17 protein-coding genes are annotated in these 17519 nt (G+C 67.3%); 7 read left to right on the top strand and 10 right to left on the bottom strand.

All coding sequences use genetic code 11. The features are described 5' to 3' along the window. Positions 1-42 precede the first annotated feature (42 nt). Positions 43-2004, bottom strand: a complete 1962-nt coding sequence (locus MU582_05620) for a VWA domain-containing protein (protein ID UPK76122.1) — start codon at positions 2002-2004, stop codon at positions 43-45. A 114-nt stretch (positions 2005-2118) separates the two neighbouring features. On the opposite strand from MU582_05620, the gene MU582_05625 reads away from it, so the two are divergent. After that, positions 2119-3291, top strand: a complete 1173-nt coding sequence (locus MU582_05625; GenBank protein UPK76123.1) for an acyl-CoA dehydrogenase family protein — start codon at positions 2119-2121, stop codon at positions 3289-3291. Between the two features lie 70 nt (positions 3292-3361). On the opposite strand, the gene codB is transcribed toward MU582_05625, so the two are convergent. Both codB and MU582_05635 read right to left on the bottom strand, forming a co-directional pair. After that, the gene (gene codB, locus MU582_05630) at positions 3362-4681 is read right to left on the bottom strand and encodes a cytosine permease (protein ID UPK76124.1); all 1320 of its coding nucleotides are present in this window, start codon (positions 4679-4681) and stop codon (positions 3362-3364) included. After that, on the bottom strand, positions 4678-5133 hold the full coding sequence (locus MU582_05635) for a nucleoside deaminase (GenBank protein ID UPK76125.1): 456 nt from the start codon (positions 5131-5133) through the stop codon (positions 4678-4680). The genes codB and MU582_05635 overlap by 4 nt, the downstream gene beginning before the upstream one ends. Before the next feature lie 131 nt (positions 5134-5264). On the opposite strand from MU582_05635, the gene MU582_05640 reads away from it, so the two are divergent. Beyond that, positions 5265-6812: a PucR family transcriptional regulator gene (locus MU582_05640; GenBank protein ID UPK76126.1), complete on the top strand. Its 1548-nt coding sequence runs from the start codon at positions 5265-5267 to the stop codon at positions 6810-6812. 75 nt (positions 6813-6887) lie between these two features. Here the strand turns inward: MU582_05640 and MU582_05645 are convergent, their stop codons facing one another. From MU582_05645 to MU582_05670, 6 genes are all read right to left on the bottom strand, one after another. Then, positions 6888-7472: a GNAT family N-acetyltransferase gene (locus tag MU582_05645; protein ID UPK76127.1), complete on the bottom strand. Its 585-nt coding sequence runs from the start codon at positions 7470-7472 to the stop codon at positions 6888-6890. A gap of 18 nt (positions 7473-7490) precedes the next feature. After that, positions 7491-8090 (bottom strand): Maf family nucleotide pyrophosphatase, encoded by a 600-nt coding sequence (locus tag MU582_05650; protein UPK76128.1) that lies wholly within the window; start codon positions 8088-8090, stop codon positions 7491-7493. 14 nt (positions 8091-8104) lie between these two features. Continuing rightward, a complete protein-coding gene (locus MU582_05655) occupies positions 8105-8731 on the bottom strand; it encodes a TetR family transcriptional regulator (protein UPK76129.1) in 627 nt (208 codons plus the stop codon). Continuing rightward, positions 8728-10245, bottom strand: a complete 1518-nt coding sequence (locus MU582_05660; GenBank protein ID UPK76130.1) for an MFS transporter — start codon at positions 10243-10245, stop codon at positions 8728-8730. The genes MU582_05655 and MU582_05660 overlap by 4 nt, the downstream gene beginning before the upstream one ends. Before the next feature lie 144 nt (positions 10246-10389). Further along, positions 10390-10632: an acyl-CoA carboxylase subunit epsilon gene (locus tag MU582_05665; GenBank protein ID UPK76131.1), complete on the bottom strand. Its 243-nt coding sequence runs from the start codon at positions 10630-10632 to the stop codon at positions 10390-10392. Between the two features lie 142 nt (positions 10633-10774). Next, the gene (locus MU582_05670) at positions 10775-12340 is read right to left on the bottom strand and encodes an acyl-CoA carboxylase subunit beta (protein ID UPK77114.1); all 1566 of its coding nucleotides are present in this window, start codon (positions 12338-12340) and stop codon (positions 10775-10777) included. A gap of 115 nt (positions 12341-12455) precedes the next feature. Between MU582_05670 and MU582_05675 the strand changes: the two genes are divergently transcribed. From MU582_05675 to MU582_05685, 3 genes are all read left to right on the top strand, one after another. Then, positions 12456-13292, top strand: a complete 837-nt coding sequence (locus tag MU582_05675; GenBank protein ID UPK76132.1) for a biotin--[acetyl-CoA-carboxylase] ligase — start codon at positions 12456-12458, stop codon at positions 13290-13292. Between the two features lie 100 nt (positions 13293-13392). Further along, a complete protein-coding gene (locus tag MU582_05680; protein ID UPK76133.1) occupies positions 13393-13938 on the top strand; it encodes a PH domain-containing protein in 546 nt (181 codons plus the stop codon). Next, the gene (locus tag MU582_05685; protein ID UPK76134.1) at positions 13919-14932 is read left to right on the top strand and encodes an adenylate/guanylate cyclase domain-containing protein; all 1014 of its coding nucleotides are present in this window, start codon (positions 13919-13921) and stop codon (positions 14930-14932) included. The genes MU582_05680 and MU582_05685 overlap by 20 nt, the downstream gene beginning before the upstream one ends. A gap of 5 nt (positions 14933-14937) precedes the next feature. Here the strand turns inward: MU582_05685 and MU582_05690 are convergent, their stop codons facing one another. Then, a complete protein-coding gene (locus MU582_05690; GenBank protein UPK76135.1) occupies positions 14938-15405 on the bottom strand; it encodes a GtrA family protein in 468 nt (155 codons plus the stop codon). A gap of 121 nt (positions 15406-15526) precedes the next feature. On the opposite strand from MU582_05690, the gene MU582_05695 reads away from it, so the two are divergent. Continuing rightward, entirely contained in the window at positions 15527-16690 is a 1164-nt protein-coding gene (locus tag MU582_05695) for a 5-(carboxyamino)imidazole ribonucleotide synthase (GenBank protein ID UPK76136.1), read from the top strand. 97 nt (positions 16691-16787) lie between these two features. Beyond that, entirely contained in the window at positions 16788-17285 is a 498-nt protein-coding gene (purE, locus tag MU582_05700) for a 5-(carboxyamino)imidazole ribonucleotide mutase (GenBank protein ID UPK76137.1), read from the top strand. The last annotated feature ends 234 nt before the right edge of the window (positions 17286-17519 follow it).

The following is a 17519-nucleotide window of genomic DNA, read 5'->3' on the forward strand; positions in this document are numbered from 1 at the left end:
GGCAGGGCATTACTCACGTGTCAGCGGGGTGTGACTCACGTGTCAGCGGGTGCGTGGTCGACGGGCGAGGGCGACAGCGGTGACTCCGCCGGCGATCACGACCAGGCCGACGCCGCCGAGCAGTAGCGCGAGCATCGGGAGGTCCGACCCGGAGTCCGAGCTGGAGTTCGACGCGAGGTCGGCGTCGTTGCCGTCGCCGCTCGAACCGGCGACCTCGTCACCACGGTCGTCGCTGTCTCCGCCGTCGAGGGCCTCCGTTACGGAGGTGTACGTACTGTCGGCGCTCGGTGTGCTCAGCCCATCCGATTCCTCGTACTCGGGTGCTCCTTCACCGGCTTCGCCGAAGCGCTTGACGGTGAGGTCGTACGGCACCAGTACGCCGTCCTTCATCAGACTGAGGTTGACCTCGACGTACTGGTAGCCCGGCAGGATCGACCCGGCGAGCTCGGTCTCGTTCGCGTCACGGTTGAGATAACGGACGGTCGGTGTCATGGCGCCGGTACGCCAGTGGGCATCGTCGGCGTACTCCATGTTGCCGAAGGCCGTTTCGGTCCAGCTCGCCGGCTCATCGCCCGACATGGTGACTGCCGACTTGGACCGCGTGGATCCGTAGATCTGCGCTCCGAGACCACTCCACGCCCCGCTGTTCTGCAATGCCACCTCGGGCAGCTCGGCGTCGATCTGCACCTGGAGCCGCTGTCCCCAGTCGAGAGGTACTGCGAAGACCTGAGTCTCGCCCGTCTGGATGTCGAGGGAGTACGTGCCGTCGTCGAGCACGGGTGCGTTGGCGAGGCTGGTGCCCGCGACGGTGTCGTCTTCGGCCTTGCCCGGAGACATCGGCGACCAGCGAGAGCCCTCATCGGCCGGGGGAAGGTCGTCATTGCCGCTGTCGGCCAACGGCGGCTCCTCGTACCCGAAGATCTCGATCGGCGTGTGTGCGATCTCTCCCGTGGTGTTCTCGATCGCCACTGTGTAGTAGCGCGCGTTCATGCACTCGTCGTTATCGCGGTTCCATTCGGTATTGGCGCTGGTGGCGAGCAGCGGCCGGTCGGCGCCGATGCTGTTGGCGTAGGAGTTGTCCGAGCCGCACAACGTGTCGGAGCTCTGTGCGTAGACCATCGCGGTGAACCCGCTGCCCAGGCTGTCCGTGCTCGATCGCGCTGTCACGCCGACGTGGAAGGTCGACTTCGGGTCGCGTCGCTCGAACCGGTAGTACCTGATCTCGTCGTCGCGTGGCAGTTTGTCGAGATACTGCGTGCTGGTGTCGAGCGTCGGTGCGTTGCCCGGGCGGTCGGATCCCTTGACCGGCTCGCCGGTCAGGTCGAACGGGCGGAATGCTCGGGTGGAGACGGTGTCGATGCTGCGGGTCAGCGACTCGGCGTCGTCGGCGTCGTAGTACGTACCGTTGCCCGCGTCTGCGATGCAGGTGAGCTTCCTGCGGGTCTTCGCATCGACGTCGAGACCGACGACATCGATGCGAAGGTCGATGCCCTCCTTGCTGAGCGACTTGGCGACCTTGCACGGGTTCGGTTTGCAGGTGGGCTCGCCGTCGGAGACGAGGACGATCGTACGTTTGCCTTCGGAGCCGAGGTCTTTGGCTGCTTCCTCGAGCGCGTATCCAATGGGGGTCTCGCCGAGCGGCTGGTAGTCGTCGACGGCCGCATGCAGGTCGTCGCGATTACCGGTGTCCGGCGAGACGACCTCCTGCGAGTCGGTGCACGCGCCTTGCCCGCTGTCGATCTTGGCGCCGTACACGCGCAGGCCGACCTGCGCGGACTCGGGCAGATCGTCGATCACGCTGTCGAGTGACTGTTTGGCGGCTTTGATCTTCGTACCGTCCTGGGCGCGTTCCTTCATCGATCCGGACGCGTCGAGTACGAGCTGCATGCGGTAGTCGCCACTGTCGTCGGCGGCGTCATCGGCCTGCGACGGAACTGTGCTCAGCGTGATGCCGAGCATGCTCGTTGCGGCCACGATCGCGATACCGGGTGCGGTCCAGCGCATCGGATGTATCCCCCTTCGGGTTGTTTGCGATCGCAAACGTACGGGAGGGCGTGCGTACCTGTCAAACCATCTTCTGACTCACGATCTGACGTTAATGACTGTTAACATCGCGGCATGTCGAATGCCTTCAGCCTCGCCCGCGAACACGAGGAGTTCCGCCAGGTCGTACGCGACTTCGCGAACGCCGAGATCGCCCCGCACATCGCCGCCTGGGACAAGGAGCACCACTTCCCGGTCGACGTGGTGCACAAGATGGGTGACCTCGGGTTGTTCGGCCTGACCGCCCCCGAGGAGTTCGGCGGAGCGGGCGGCGACTTCACCAGCCTGTGCGTGGCGATCGAGGAGCTCGGACGCGTCGACCAGGCGATGGGCATCACGTTGGAGGCCGGCGTCGGGCTCGGCATCAACCCGATCCTGACGTTCGGCTCGGATGAGCAGAAGAAGCGGTGGCTGCCGGACCTCGTCGCCGGTCGTACGCTCGCGGGTTTCGGCCTCACCGAACCGGGCTCCGGGTCCGACGCCGGTGCGACGAAGACGAAGGCGGCGCTGGTCGACGGACACTGGATCGTCAACGGAGCAAAGCAGTTCATCACCAACTCCGGCTCACCGATCACCTCGGTCGTCACTGTCACGGCGCGTACCGGAGACCGCGCCGACGGGCGCCCGGAGATCTCTACGATCCTGCTGCCCTCGGGCACGCCGGGATTCACCGCGGAGCCTGCGTACGACAAGCTCGGCTGGCACTGCTCCGACACGCACCCGCTGACGTTCGCCGACGCGCGCGTACCCGAAGACCATCTGCTCGGCGAGCGTGGCCGTGGGTTCGCGCAGTTCCTCGCGACGCTCGACGACGGCCGGGTGGCGATCGCGGCGCTCGCCGTCGGGTGCATCCAGGCCTGCCTCGACCTGTGCGTCGAGTATGCGGGGGAGCGCACGACGTTCGGTGTGCCCATCGGTGCGAAGCAGGGGGTCGCCTTCCAGCTCTCCGACCTTGCCGTGATGGCCGAGGCGGCGCGTGGGCTCACGTACAAAGCGGCCGCGATGAAGGACGCCGGCGCGCCGATGAAGGAGTTCAAGCAGGCGGCCGCGATCGCGAAGCTCTACGCGACCGAGTCGGCCGTGACGGCAACCCGCATCGGCACCCAGGTCTTCGGTGGCTACGGCTTCATGGAGGAGTACCCGATCACTCGGTTCTATCGTGACGCGAAGATCCTGGAGATCGGCGAGGGTACGTCCGAAGTGCAACGGATGCTGATCGCCCGCAACCTCGGTCTGCCCGTCGAGTAACCCATTCGGGCGGTGCAGCGTTGTGGCCCGCGCAGGGGACGGGCCACAACGCCGAACGTGAACGACGCGACTACGCCCGTACGTTCTCGCGCACCGCTCGCTGGAAGACGTACGTCAGGACGATCGCGACCACGATGCCGATGACCGGCGGAATCCCGATCTCCAGCTCGCCGGAGCCCCATGCGAGGAAGCTCGCCACCGCGTACGCCGCGATGTTCGGCCAATGCACGACGGGAGGCGTGCCGGTCATACCACCGCGCCAACGCCGCCAGAAGTCGGCGATGATCACTCCGCCCAGCGGTGGGATGAACGTGCCCAGCAGGCCGAGGTACTCGACGAGATGGTTCTGTACGCCGGTGAGGGCGAGCACCGTGCCGATGATCGAGCCACCGACGATGAACGGTGTCTTGCGCGGCTTCTCGAACATCTCGGCACCGGCGACGCCGAATGCGTACGCGGTGTCGGCGTTGCTCTTCCAGAGGTTGCCGAACAGCAGCACCAGGCCCCAGCCGACCAGGCCGAGCTCGTACAGCACCAGCACGAAGTCACCCTCGCCGAACGTGATCGCGCCGATGGCGCCGAAGAAGATCATCAGTCCGTTGCCGACCAGGAAGCCGATCACGCACGCCCACAACGCTTGCATGCCGGTGCGCCCGAACCGGGTCCAGTTGGGGGCCTGCGTACCGGCCGAGACGAACGTACCCACGACGGTGGTGATCGCGACGGCAAACGTCATCGACGTCGACGGCTCGACCGCGGTCAGCCCGTCGAAGCCCCCGACCTCGTCGAGCGAGCGAAACACCACCCACACCGCGAGCGCCAGGATCAACGGCGTCGACACCAGCGAAACCCAGTACATGCCGCGATATCCGTAGCAGGCGGTCACGCACATCAGGGCGCTCGCCGCGATCATCACCGAGGCTTTGGCACCGTACGACTCCCAGCCCGCCGCTTCGGCCGTCAGGTCGCCGATGGTGCCGACGATGACGCCGTACCAGCCGATCTGGGTGCCACCGAGCAGCAGTGATGCGAGCTTCGAGCCGCGGTCGCCGAAGCTGTAGCGGGCCATCACGACGGTCGTCAGACCCGTCCTCGCACCTACGTACCCCATCGCGGCCACGTACGCGCCGAGGACGATCGATCCGGCGAGAATGACGAGCGTCAGATCCCAGAAGGAGAAGGCCGTACCGAGCTCGGCGCCCGCGAGCATCGTCGGTGTGAAGATGGTGAACCCGAGCAGGACGACGGCCAGCGAGAAGAACGACTTGCGAGCGCCGGCCGGAACCGGTGTGAGCGGGTAGTCCGGGTCGATCGACTCGGCTACGTCGGCCTCGTCGGGAGCCGTACCGAGTGCGGGCCGGCGGGTCCGATCGTCGGAGCCGCCGCTCATGCCTCCTCCCCGATGTCCTCGAGCCACAGGTCCGGGCGCTCGTCGAGCATCTTGCGCATCAACTCGATGCAGGCGGGGTCATCAACGACGTCGACGACGACGCCTCGACTGCGCAGCCACTCCTCGGATGCCTCGAACGCGCGGTTCTCGCCCACCACGATTCGTGGAATGTCATACAGCACAGCCGTTCCGGCGCACATGAAGCACGGCGACAGCGTGGTGTACAGCGTCGACTCGCGATAAACGCGGGCAGGCAACCGGCCGGCCCGCTCGATGCAGTCGGTCTCTCCGTGGCGGATCGCGCTGTCCAGCTGGAAGCGTCGATTGCGCCCGACGGCGAGTACTTCTCCCTTGTGTACAAGGGCTGCACCGATCGGTACGCCACCCTCTTCCCAGCCGATCTTCGCTTGTTCGATCGCGAGATCGAGGAACTGCCGGTCTGAGTCGAGCATGGTGGGTCTCCTCGGGTGATGCCCCCGTGTGGCCGTGGTCACACCACACCCGACCATGTGGCGCCGGGGGCGACAAGGGACAACCTGACAGCCATGCGCGATGATCTGGATGACACTTCGTAAGGACTCCCATGCTTCCGACCTTGCGCGACGTACTCGCGATGCCGTCTTTCACCGAGGCCGATGCCGAGGTGCTCACGGGCGACCCGAATGCTCTGGCGGTGCGGTGGGTGCACTCGTCCGAGGTGTACGAGATGGGCGGGCTGCTCTCGGGCGGCGAGGTGCTGCTCACGACCGGGCTCGGCTTACACGGTCGCACTGCCGAGCAGCTGACGTCGTACGTCGACCTGCTCGCCGATGCCGGTTGCGTGGCCGTCGCGCTCGAGATCGGCCGATCCTTCTTCGAGGCGCCGGCCGAGATGGTCGCGGCGGCTGAGCGCAGGGGGATCGCGTTCGTGACCCTCGGCGCGATCGTGCCGTTCGAGCGGATGGTGGAGGACTTCCACAGTCTGCTCCTGCACCGGCGGGGTACGTCGCCGCGCGGCTCCGAGCCCGTCTGGCAGGAGCTCCTTGGCCTCGTCGTCGCCGGCCAGGGCATGACGTCGCTGCTCAATGCGGTCGCGCGCCTGGCCGGGTGCGCCGTCGAGCTGGTCGATCTCGACGGCATGGTTGTCGAACGTAGCCGCGGTCTCGCGGGGGCGACCTCGGGTGAGTCGACTGTCGTGGACGTACGCGGGCCGACCGGAGCGCTCGGCCGGCTCGTCCTGTCCGGTCGGCCGACGGCTCGGCGTACGACCGTCGCCGCGCGCGCCGCTGTTGCAGTCGCCCTCGAACTGGCGCGTCACCCCGACCACGGTCATCGTCCGTCGCTCGCGCAAGCGGTGATCACCGACCTCGCCGGCGGGGTGGTCGTCTCGCACGCAGATGTGCTCGAGCGGATGACCATGGCCGGATGGGTCGGCGGCGGGGATGAGCACGCGATCGTGGCGGCGGTCGACGTCGACCAGCGGACGCCCGTGCGCGAGCTCGTTCCGGTCGTCGAAGCGGCGGTCGTTGAGTCGCTCGGCAGTTGTCTGGTCGGCTCGGTCGGCCACCACGTGATCGTGGTGGCTCGCGGTTGGCGGCAGGCGCTGCCCGCGCGCGTACGATCGGTTTTCGCCGACGCCTACGACTCGATGTGCGCGAACGCGCCCGATGCTGCCCTCCGGGTGCTGGGCATCGCGGCGCCGATCGATGACCTCGCCGACCTGCCCGGCGCCCTCGAGGCGGCGCGCGACGTCGTACAGATCGCTCGGCGGTTCGGCACGCGTACTGGTGTGCTGCTCGCGCGCGATGTCGGCGCACAGCGGTTGTTGGCCTCGCTCGACGCGTCTGTCATGTCGTCATTCGTCGCCGAGCAGCTCGGCGCCTTGATCGCCTTCGACGCGGCGCACTCGGCAGATCTCGTGCGTACGCTCGATGCGTACCTCGCCGGCGGCGGCAGCAAGACGCGTACCGCGCTCGCGCTCGGGATCCGCCGGCAGTCGTTGTACGCGCGGCTGGAGCGCATTGCGAAGCTGCTCGGCGCCGACCTCGACGACCCCGCGCAGACGGTCTCGCTCGGCCTCGCGCTGACGGCCTGGCGGATGCGTACCGGTCTCGACCCGCAGGCCGCGTTCGACCGCCCCACCCCCCGCTGACACGCGAGAAGTTCCGTGCCCAGACGCGAGTTCTACCTATTGGAAGTCGCGTGTCAGCGTGGTGGTTCTCGCGTGTCAGCGTTGGGTGCGCCATTCGGATTCGAGCAGGCCGAGCTGTACCTCGTCATGGAACTCCCCATCGTGGAAGATCGCCTCACGACGGCGACCCTCCTCGACGAACCCGGCCTTCGCGTACGTCGCGAGTGCGCGGTCGTTGAAGGCGTACGTCTGGAGACCGATGCGGTGGAGGCCCATCTCGCTGAACCCGTAGCGCACCATCAAGCGGACGGCCTCGGTGCCGTAGCCCTGGCCCAGGTGCTCCGGCCCGAGCACGATCGCGAACGTGCCCGCACGGTTCTTGGGGTCCGCGCCGAAGATCGTGACATGGCCGAGCAGCGTTCCCTCATCGCGGCGTACGACGCAGAAGCCCGCCTGGCCGGGAACGTCGTTCGCGCTCCAGCGCCGGAACGTGTCGAGCTCGGAACCTTCCGGCCGCGGACGGACATCGTGCTGTTGCAGAACGGAGATCGCGGGCTCGGCCCACCAGGTCTCGAGATGGCGCAGATCCTCCTCGCGCAGGGGACGAAGGCGAACCCGCTCGCCCTCGAGGAGCCTGCGTGCGTACGAGGTTGCGTCGTCGACGGATGTCCAGCCAGTCATGTGCACCATGCTGCCGCATCACCGAGGTGAGTGGTTCCAGAGCTGCTGCCACTCGATGCCGAGCTCGGCCAGCATGTGCCGCAGTGTCGGCAGCGACAGACCGACCACGTTGTGCGGATCGCCTTCCACGCCCTCGATGAACGGCCCGCCGAGCCCGTCGATGGTGAACGACCCTGCAACGTTGAGTGGCTCGCCCGTCGCGACGTACGCGTCGATCAGTGCCTCGTCGAAGTCGCCGAAGTGGACGGTCGTCGCCGCGTCGCGGACGATCTCGCGGCCGTCGCCGATGACACAGTGGCCGGTGTGCAGTACGCCGGACCCGCCGCGCATGCGGCGAAGCCGTGCCCGTGCGTCAGCGGCGTCGCGCGGCTTGCCGTGCACCTCGCCGTCGAGATCGAGCACGGAGTCGCACCCGACGACGATGGCTTCGGGACCGACCCGCGCCGCGACTACCCGAGCCTTGTGCATGGCGAGTACCGACGCCAGCCGGGTCGGGTCGGACTCGGTGGCGGTGGACTCGTCGAAGTCCGATACCACCACCTCGGGCTCGACACCGGCCGAGCGCAGCGTTGCGAGGCGGGCGGGCGACTGGGAGGCGAGTACGAGACGGATCGGCATGCAGTCAGTGTGTCCTACAGCGGTAGCCCGTCATCGAGCAGAGCGAGCGCGTCGTCGAGCCGGTCGAGCATCGCCTTGGTCAGCATTGCTGGTGGCTGGTCAATGTCGGCATCCGCGCCGCCGTACACCGCGGCGAGAACGGCGCCGAGTACCGAACCAGTGAACACCTGTACGTGAAGGTCGTCGCGATCGTGACCGGTCCGTTCGGCGACGGCGTCCGATAGGAGCGCCATCGTGTCGACGAGGCGTTCCAGAAGTCGAGCACGAAGCTCGGGCACGGTGAAGATCAGTTGGTGGCGCATCGACTCCAGCTCGGACTCATCGGCCGGGAGCTGGCCGTTGACATCTCGAATCGCGGCACGTACCGCCTCTATCGGGGTCAGTTCGGCGGGCTGGTCGAGGAAGGACGCCATCAGTAGGGGATCGATCCGGTCGTAAAGCACCGGGTCTTCCTTGGTGGGGAAGTAGCGGAAGTAGGTGCTCGGTGAGACCTCTGCCGCGTCGGCGACCTGCTCGACGGTCGTCTCGGCGTACCCCTGCTCGGTGAAGAGGCGCAGCGCCGCACGCTGGATGGCATCGCGCGTACGCGCCTTCTTGCGTTCGCGAAGTCCGAGGTGGCGGTCGGCCTGCGGTGACGTCATGCGTCAATTGTCGCCTGCTTCGGTTCGTCGTGGTCGTCGGCGTGTGCGGGCAGCAGTGTCACGGTGAGCACAGCGCCGACCACTCCGACGGCAACGCAGATCCACAACATGCTTGTCATCCCGTCGACGAACGCGCCGCGGACTGATTCGAGCAGCGCCTCCGAGCCGGATGCCTCAGCGACGCGTACGCCGGCCTCGGCAGAGTCTTTGGTCGCCTGCGCGGCGGTCGATGGCAGCCCGGCGACGTCTACGTTCGATCGGTACGCGGCGTTGAGCACGGAACCGAGGATGGCGACGCCGAAGGTCCCGGCCACCTGGCGCATCGCCTGAGTGATGGCCGAACCGACGCCGCTCTTGTGCTCTTCGAGGGCACCGAGCGCGATGTCCATGGAGGGCGCCATCGATGCGCCGAAGCCGATACCGAGCGTCGTGAGCCACACCGCGGTGAAGCCGAACCCGCTGTCGACCTGGGTCGCGGTTCCAGCGGCCAGCGCTACGGCAGTGATACCGAAGCCGGACCCGACCACCACCTTGGCACCGAGGCTCGGCCGCAGCCGGTCGGCGAGCTGAACGCCGACGAGCAGCCCGCCGATCATCGGCAACAGGCGCAACCCGGTCTCCATCGCCGTCGTGTCGTCGACCGCCGAGAAATACTGCGGGAGCACGAACATCGCGCCCATCATCGTGAAGGTCGCCAGTGTCGCGAGCGCGGAGCCCCACAGGAAGCCGCGGGAGCGGAACAGGCTGAGCTCGATGAGTGGGTTCGCCGCGCGGAGCTGCCACCAGGCGAAGACCGCCAGCCCGAGTAGACCGGCAGCTACCCAGGCCAGCGCACTCGCCGAGGTCCAGCCCTGCTCGCCGATCTCGACCAGTCCGTACGTGAGCGCGACGAGTCCGACGCTGGACAACACGACGCCGATCGGGTCGAGCCGCTTGGTGGGATCACCCGGAATCTTCGGCAGCCAGATCGCCAACGCCACAAGGCCGATCAGGACCAGCGGAACGTTGATCAGGAAGATCGAGCCCCACCAGAAGTGCTCTAGAAGCCAACCGCCGACCACCGGTCCGAGCGGGATTCCGAGTGACAGGGCCGTCGCCCAGACGGCGATTGCGCGCGAGCGCTCGCGACCGCTGAACATCCGGGTGAGCATCGACGACGACAGCGGAACCATGAGCGCGGCGCCGATCCCGAGGAACGCGCGGCCGGCGATCAGCTGGGCAGCGTTGTCGGCGTACGCGCAGACGATCGACGCCACGCCGAACACGGCCAGCCCGGCGAGGAGCCACTGACGAGGGCCGAGTTTGTCGCCGATGAGGCCGGCCGGAATGAGCGCCGCCGCGAGTACGAGCGTGTACGCGTTGGAGAACCACTGCAGCTGGGTGGTCGACGCGTCGAGGTCCACTGCGAGCGTGGGAAGCGCGACGTTCATGACGGTGAGGTCGAGGCCGAACGTCAGCAGTGCGACCGCGAGCGCACCCAGTGCCCACCAGCGTCGCGGATACGGATTCTGCATGTTACCCCCTTTAGAGACTTGCTATGAAATGAGAGTAACTGTCAGAATATTGCGACGCAAGCCGCCGAGGTACGGAGTCCGGCCAGTGGACGAGGGGCTATTGGCCGGACGCCGTACCTCGGCGGTAAGTGTCTCCGTGTGGGGTCAGCGGGGGAACGCCGAGCGACGCCAGCCGTTCGGGCCAGGCGTCAGCACCGGGCGTACGGCATAGGCGGGATCGCCCCAGCGTGAGCGCACCTTCGGTGCGGAGTCGGGTTCGCCTGCCCCGGTCGTACGCGACGCGACCACGGCGACCAGCGCGGCCAGCTCCTCGGCCGACGGATCGCCCTTCACGACCCGCAGCACCGGCGCAGCGGCGTCGGATTGTTCGCTCGCGTGCTCACTCACAGCGTTGGATTGTTCGCTCGGGTGCTCGCTCACAGCGTTGGATTGTTCGCTCGGGTGCTCGCTCACAGCGTTGGATTGTTCGCTCGGGTGCTCACTCGTTCCTCGCTCCGCTCCCTCGCTCACAGTCGCTCCGCTCCCTCGCTCACAGTGGGATGTTCCCGTGCTTCTTCGGCGGCAGCGTCTCCCGTTTCGTACGCAGCAGTCGCAGCGCGCGGACGATCTCGACCCGCGTCTCATGCGGTGCGATCACCGCGTCGACATAGCCGCGCTCCGCGGCGATGTACGGGTTGGCGAGAGTGTCTTCGTACTCCTCGATCAGCTCGGCACGTCGAGCATCCGGATCGCTCGCCTCGCCGAGCTCGTTGCGGTACAGGATGTTCACCGCGCCCTGCGCACCCATCACGGCGATCTGCGCGGTCGGCCACGCGAGGTTCATATCGGCGCCGAGATGCTTGGAGCCCATCACGTCGTACGCACCGCCGTACGCCTTGCGGGTGATCACCGTGATCAGCGGAACCGTCGCCTCGGCGTACGCATAGATCAGCTTCGCGCCGCGCCGGATGATGCCGTTCCACTCCTGGTCGGTGCCGGGAAGGAAACCCGGTACGTCGACGAACGTCAGCACCGGGATGTTGAAAGCGTCGCAGGTGCGTACGAACCGTGCCGCCTTCTCCGAGGCGTCGATGTCGAGCGTGCCCGCGAGCTGCATCGGTTGATTCGCGACGACGCCGACGCTGCGGCCCTCGACCCGGCCGAACCCGATCACCAGGTTGGGCGCGAACAACGGCTGCACCTCGAGGAACTCGCCGTCGTCGACGACAGCCTCGATCGCGGTGTGGATGTCGTACGGCTGGTTCGGCGAGTCCGGTACGAGGGTGTCCAGGGTCCGGTCGTCGTCGGTGAACGTGAGCTCCGGGACGTCGTCGTACGCGGGCGCATCCTCGAGGTTGTTCTGCGGGAGGAAGCTCAGCAGCGCCTTGACGTACTCGATCGCATCTTCCTCGTCGGAGCCCATGTAGTGGGCGTTGCCGCTCTTGGTGTTGTGCGTACGCGCGCCGCCGAGCTCCTCCATCGTGACGTCTTCGCCCGTGACGGTCTTGATCACGTCCGGGCCGGTGATGAACATGTTGGACGTCTTGTCGACCATCACGGTGAAGTCGGTGACCGCAGGCGAGTACACATGGCCGCCCGCGCAGGCTCCCATGATCAGCGAGATCTGCGGGATCACCCCGGAGGCATGCACGTTACGGCGGAAGATCTCGCCGTACAGGCCGAGCGATACGACGCCCTCCTGGATACGGGCGCCCGCGCCCTCGTTGATGCCGACGATCGGGCAGCCGGTCTTCATGGCGAGGTCCATCACCTTGGTGATCTTCTCGCCGTACACCTCGCCGAGGCTGCCGCCGAAGACGGTGAAGTCCTGTGCGAACACGCAGACCTGACGGCCGTCGACGGTGCCGTAGCCGGTGACGACACCGTCGCCGTACGGGCGCCTATCGGCCAGCCCGAACGCCGTGCTCCGGTGCCGGGCCAGCTCGTCGATCTCGACGAACGACCCGTCGTCGAGCAGCAGCTCGACGCGTTCGCGCGCCGTCAGCTTGCCGCGAGAGTGCTGCTTCTCGATCGCTCGCTGAGAACCAGCGTGTACGGCTTCGTCGAGCCGGCGGTCGAGGTCGGTGAGCTTCCCGGCGGTCGTACGGACATCCACCGAGTCGGGTGGCGCCTCGAACTGGTCGGCCGGTGACTGCTGCGCGATGGGTTCGGTCACGACCCACAGGTTAACGGCGATCGAAGGATTCGCACCCATGTGGGAGGCTCATCACATGGGTGCGAGGAGCTACGACGATCTGGACCGTCCGCCGCTCGACGCGAATACGCTCACCCCTCGGCTGGTACGACCGGGCACCTGGTGGCGCTCGATCACTGTGCTTGCGAGCACCGAGAGCACGAATGCCGACCTCGCTGCGCGTGCCCGCCAGGATGCGCCGGAGGGCACCGCGATCGTGGCCGACCATCAAGACGCCGGCCGCGGTCGGCTGGGCCGGGCTTGGGCGTTTCCGGAGCGTTCGGGAATCGCGCTCTCGATGTTGGTACGCCCCGACACCGTCCCCGCGGAGCGCTGGCCGTGGCTGCCGTTGCTCAGCGGGATCGCCGTACATGAGGCGGTGAGCGAGGCAACGGGGGTCGCCACCGAGCTCAAATGGCCCAACGACGTACTCGTCGACGGGCGGAAGCTGGCCGGCATCCTGGTCGAGCGGGTAGAGACGCCGACGGGCCCGGCCGCGATTGTCGGTGTCGGTCTGAATGTCTCACTGTCCGCGGCCGAACTCCCCGTCGACACGGCCACGTCGCTTGCGATCGAGGGGGCGACGACCACCGACCGTTCGGTGCTCGTACGGGCGCTGATGCGGGCGTTCGAGCCGGTTTATCGAGCGTGGGCGGCCGCCGAAGGCGATTCCTCCGAGGGCATGCTCGACTCGTACGTACGTCGCTGCGCGACCGTCGGGCAGGAGGTCGACGTGCAGCTGCCCGACGGCTCCAGGCTGTCCGGCGCCGCGGAGGCCGTCGACTCGGCGGGCAGGCTGATCGTGGCCGACGCCCGCGGAGAGCGGCATGCGCTGAACGCCGGCGACGTCGTGCACGTACGCCCGCAACCCTGACCGGCGGGGGCGGGATTCGGGCCTGGCCTGCGCACGTGGCGCAGCGGAACGTGAAAAGATCGGGCCGTCGGATGCGTACCGGGACGTGGAGGCTGGAGCAATGGCGCTGTCGAAGAAGCTGATGGTCGAAGGTGAGCACGAGGTGCTGACCTTGCGTACGCACGTCAAGTCGATGATCGTCTCGATCGTGCTGTTCATCGTGCTCGCGGCAGTTGGCGGCTTCCTGGTGGCGATCGTTCCCGACGGCGACTCGCAGCAGTGGGTGCGCATCGCGGTCGGCGCGATCGTGCTGATCCTGATCATCTGGTGGTGCGTGATCCCGTTCGTACGCTGGTTCACCTCGACGTACCACATCACCAACCGCCGGCTCGTCTATCAGCACGGCTTCATCGCCCGCAAGGGTCGTGACGTACCGCTGACCCGGATCAACCACGTGACGTTCGACCGCGGTGTCGTGGATCGCATCTTCCGATGCGGCACACTGACCGTGTACGACGCCAGCGAGCAGGCAGGCATGACGTTGAAGGACGTACCCCGGGTAGAAGACGTGCACCGCACGTTGAACGAGCTCGTGTTCTCCGCCCATGAGGGTCACCACGACGAGGACAACCGGCCAGGGGGATCGGATGACCGACCCGCCGGCTGACGACTCGGCCAACCCGTCGAAGGATGACATCGAGGCATCGATCCTCGGCGGAGAGCCGCATCTGACCAGTCTCGACATCGCATCGCGCGCGGACGTCGACGTCAACGAAGCACGCCGGTTGTGGCGCGCGCTCGGGTTCCCGTACGTCGACGACAACAATGCGGCGTTCGTCGACGCAGACCTCACAGCCGTACGTCTGGTCAAGGGCGCCGTCGACAGCGGACTCGTCAACCTCGACACGGTCGTGCGACTCACCAGGGCGCTCGGCAGCACGATGTCACGGCTGGCGGACTGGCAGGTGTCGACGCTGCTCGACGAGCTCGGCGAGCAGCCGTACGGCGCACAGCTGTCGGAGAAGAGCGTTCGCGCGGCCGTCGACATCGCCGACCAGGTCGGGCCGGCGTTCGAGCAGCTGCTCGTGTACGCCTGGCGGCGACATCTTGCCGCGGCCGTCGTACGCGCGGAGTCGCCCGGGTCCGACGACGATGAGACGAGGGCGCTCGCGACGATCGGCTTCGCCGACCTGGTCAGCTTCACCCAGCTGTCGAACGGCCTCGACGACAAGAGTCTCGCCGGTCTCGTCGAACGCTTCGAAAGCGACTGCACCGACATCGTGACCGCGGGCGGCGGCCGTGCGGTCAAGACGCTCGGAGATGCCGTGCTCTTCATGGTCGACGAGGCACCCACCGCCGTCGAGATCGCGCTGCAGCTCGTCGAGCAGATCGGCCGCAGCAAGGACATGCCCGATCTGCGGGTCGGTCTTGCGACGGGTTCGGTGATCACCAGGCTCGGCGACGTCTTCGGGCCGCCGGTCAACCTCGCCTCGCGTCTCACGACGGTCGCCCGACGCAATCGGGTCATCGTCGACCATGCGACTGCGGGCCCGCTCGGCGACGACTACGAGACTCGGGTGCTCCCGGCGCGTCCGATGCACGGGTTCGGCAACGTCGAGCCGGTCACCGTACGCCGTCGGTGGTCGTACCGCGGGGGCTGAGCGCCTCAGGCGACCGGCTCGGGCTCCTTGGCGAACACATGGGTGCGGTAGGCCCAGAACCGGAAGGCCGTGCCCAGGACGAGACCGAAGCCGTTGGCGGCGATGTTGTCGGCCATCGGCGAGGTGAACCCGAGCAGGTAGTGCGATGCGCCGAGGCAGGCAACGGAGATGCCCATACCGACGAGGTTGAAGAACACGAACAGCGCGACCTCGCGGTGCTGGTTGTCGATCGAGCGGCCGCGCCAGGTCCAGTGCCGGTTGCCGAGGTAGGTCACCACCATGGCGACGGCGACCGAGATGATCTTGGCCGTGAGCGGTTTGTGCTCGAGTAGGCCGGGATCGCCGGCGTACCGCAGCAGGTTGAACACGCCGATATCGGTGATGAAGCCGGCCAGGCCGACGAGGCCGAAGACGACGATCTCGGAGCGGAGCCCGGTCGGCTTCGGCGGAGCAATGGTGGAGGTCCCCGACACGTCATCGACCCTACCGGACACGCCACGCCCGCTGGGCGTGACGTACGAGTGCGAAACGCCCGCGTGTCCCCGCTCGTACGTCGGGCTCACGGGGTGAGCTCGGTCGTCTAGGGTGGCGGCGATGAGCGAACTCAGCAGCCCGATCGACGCGCCGACCCTTGCAGTCATCGGCGGCGGCCAGCTCGCCCGGATGATGGAGCAGGCCGCGGTGGGTCTCGGTGTGCCGATCCGGCTGCTCGCCGAGGGGCCCGAAGTGAGCGCCGCCCAAGTCGCCCGGGATCCGTACGTCGGCGACTACCGCGACCTGGAGACGCTTCGCGAGGTCGTCGCCGGCTGTGCCGTGGTGACCTTCGACCACGAGCACGTACCCCCCGACCATCTGCGCACACTCGACGCCGAGGGCCACGCGTGCCGGCCCGGCCCGCATGCCTTGCTGTACGCACAGGACAAGTACGAGATGCGCGCTCGTCTGTCCGAGCTCGATGCGCCGTGTCCGAGGTGGGCACTCGTCGACGATGTCGCGGCGGTGGAGAAGTTCGCGGCCGCCCGCGACGGGTTCCCGGTCGTACTGAAGACGACGCGCGGTGGGTACGACGGCAAGGGCGTCTGGGTCGTTGACCGCCCGGACGACGCCGTCGAGGCATTCGCGTCCGGAGCGCGGATCCTCGCCGAGGAGCGGGTCGACTTCAGACGCGAGCTGTCTGCGTTGGTCGCGCGTTCGCCTTCGGGGCAGATCGCCGCGTACCCGATCGTCGAGTCACGTCAACGCGACGGAATCTGCCACGAGGTCATCGCGCCCGCACCCGAGATCGACCACGATCTGGCCGTCGACGCGCAGCAGCTGGCGATCCGGATCGCCAGCGAACTCGACGTCGTCGGCATCCTGGCGGTCGAGCTGTTCGAGACGGCCGACGGCGAGGTGCTCGTCAACGAGCTCGCGATGCGTCCGCACAACACGGGGCACTGGAGCATCGACGGTGCGATCACCAGCCAGTTCGAGAACCACCTGCGGGCGGTGCTCGACCTGCCGCTCGGCGACCCGGCTCCGCGCGCGCCATGGACGGTCATGGTCAACGTGCTCGGCGGCGCGGTCGGCCGGTTGTACGACGGCTATCCCCATGTGCTGGCGCGTGACCCGCGGGTGCGCGTACATCTGTACGGCAAGTCCGTACGCCCCGGCCGCAAGGTCGGCCATGTGACGACGTACGGCGATGATCTCGACGAGGTGCTCGCCAGGGCGAGGCATGCGGCCGGTTGGTTCGCGGGAGAGGTGGACGACGAATGAACGCTCGGCAGGCAACAGGCCCGCTGGCCATGACGTTCGGGCGCGAAACGCCGGCGTGTCGCCGCGCGTACGCCCCGCTCACGGGGGTGGTGGGTCTATGAGCACGCGCGTCGGAATCGTGATGGGGTCGGACTCCGACTGGCCGACGATGAACGCAGCCGCCGATGCCCTGGCGGACTTCGAGGTCGCGTATGAGGCGGACGTCGTGTCGGCACATCGCATGCCCGACGAGATGCTCGCGTACGGCCGGGATGCGCACACCCGGGGCATCGAGGTCATCATCGCGGGTGCGGGAGGGGCAGCTCACCTGCCCGGCATGTTGGCCGCGGTCACCCCGTTGCCGGTGATCGGCGTGCCGGTCGCACTGAAGTACCTCGACGGTATGGACTCCCTGCTGTCGATCGTGCAGATGCCGGCCGGCGTACCGGTTGCGACCGTTGCGATCGGTAACGCGCGCAACGCCGGGCTGCTCGCCGTGCGTATTCTGGCCGCCGGCGATCCGGACTTGCGTGAGCGCATGATGGCGTTCCAGGCAGACCTCGCCGACGCCGCACGGGCAAAAGGTGCAAAGGTGCGCTCGAATAACCCCGAGTAGTCGGTTAGTAACGCTCCGAACAATTCTCGCTCTCGGTGACCTCTCGAACTAATTTGCGGAGAGTTATCAGTCCATTACTCTCCGGGATTAGTTCGCATCCAGTGAACATGTTGAAACAAAAATCGGTCAGTTTAGGTGCCCGATTTGATCCCGGGTCGACTTTCGACATTTTGCTCCGAAAGCTGGTTGCGCCGGGCGACGATGCTCCCGTCGTCACCCAGCATCGGAGGCTGT

The sequence above is a fragment of the Nocardioidaceae bacterium SCSIO 66511 genome (genome assembly GCA_023100825.1).
In the GTDB taxonomy this organism is placed as follows: domain Bacteria; phylum Actinomycetota; class Actinomycetes; order Propionibacteriales; family Nocardioidaceae; genus Solicola.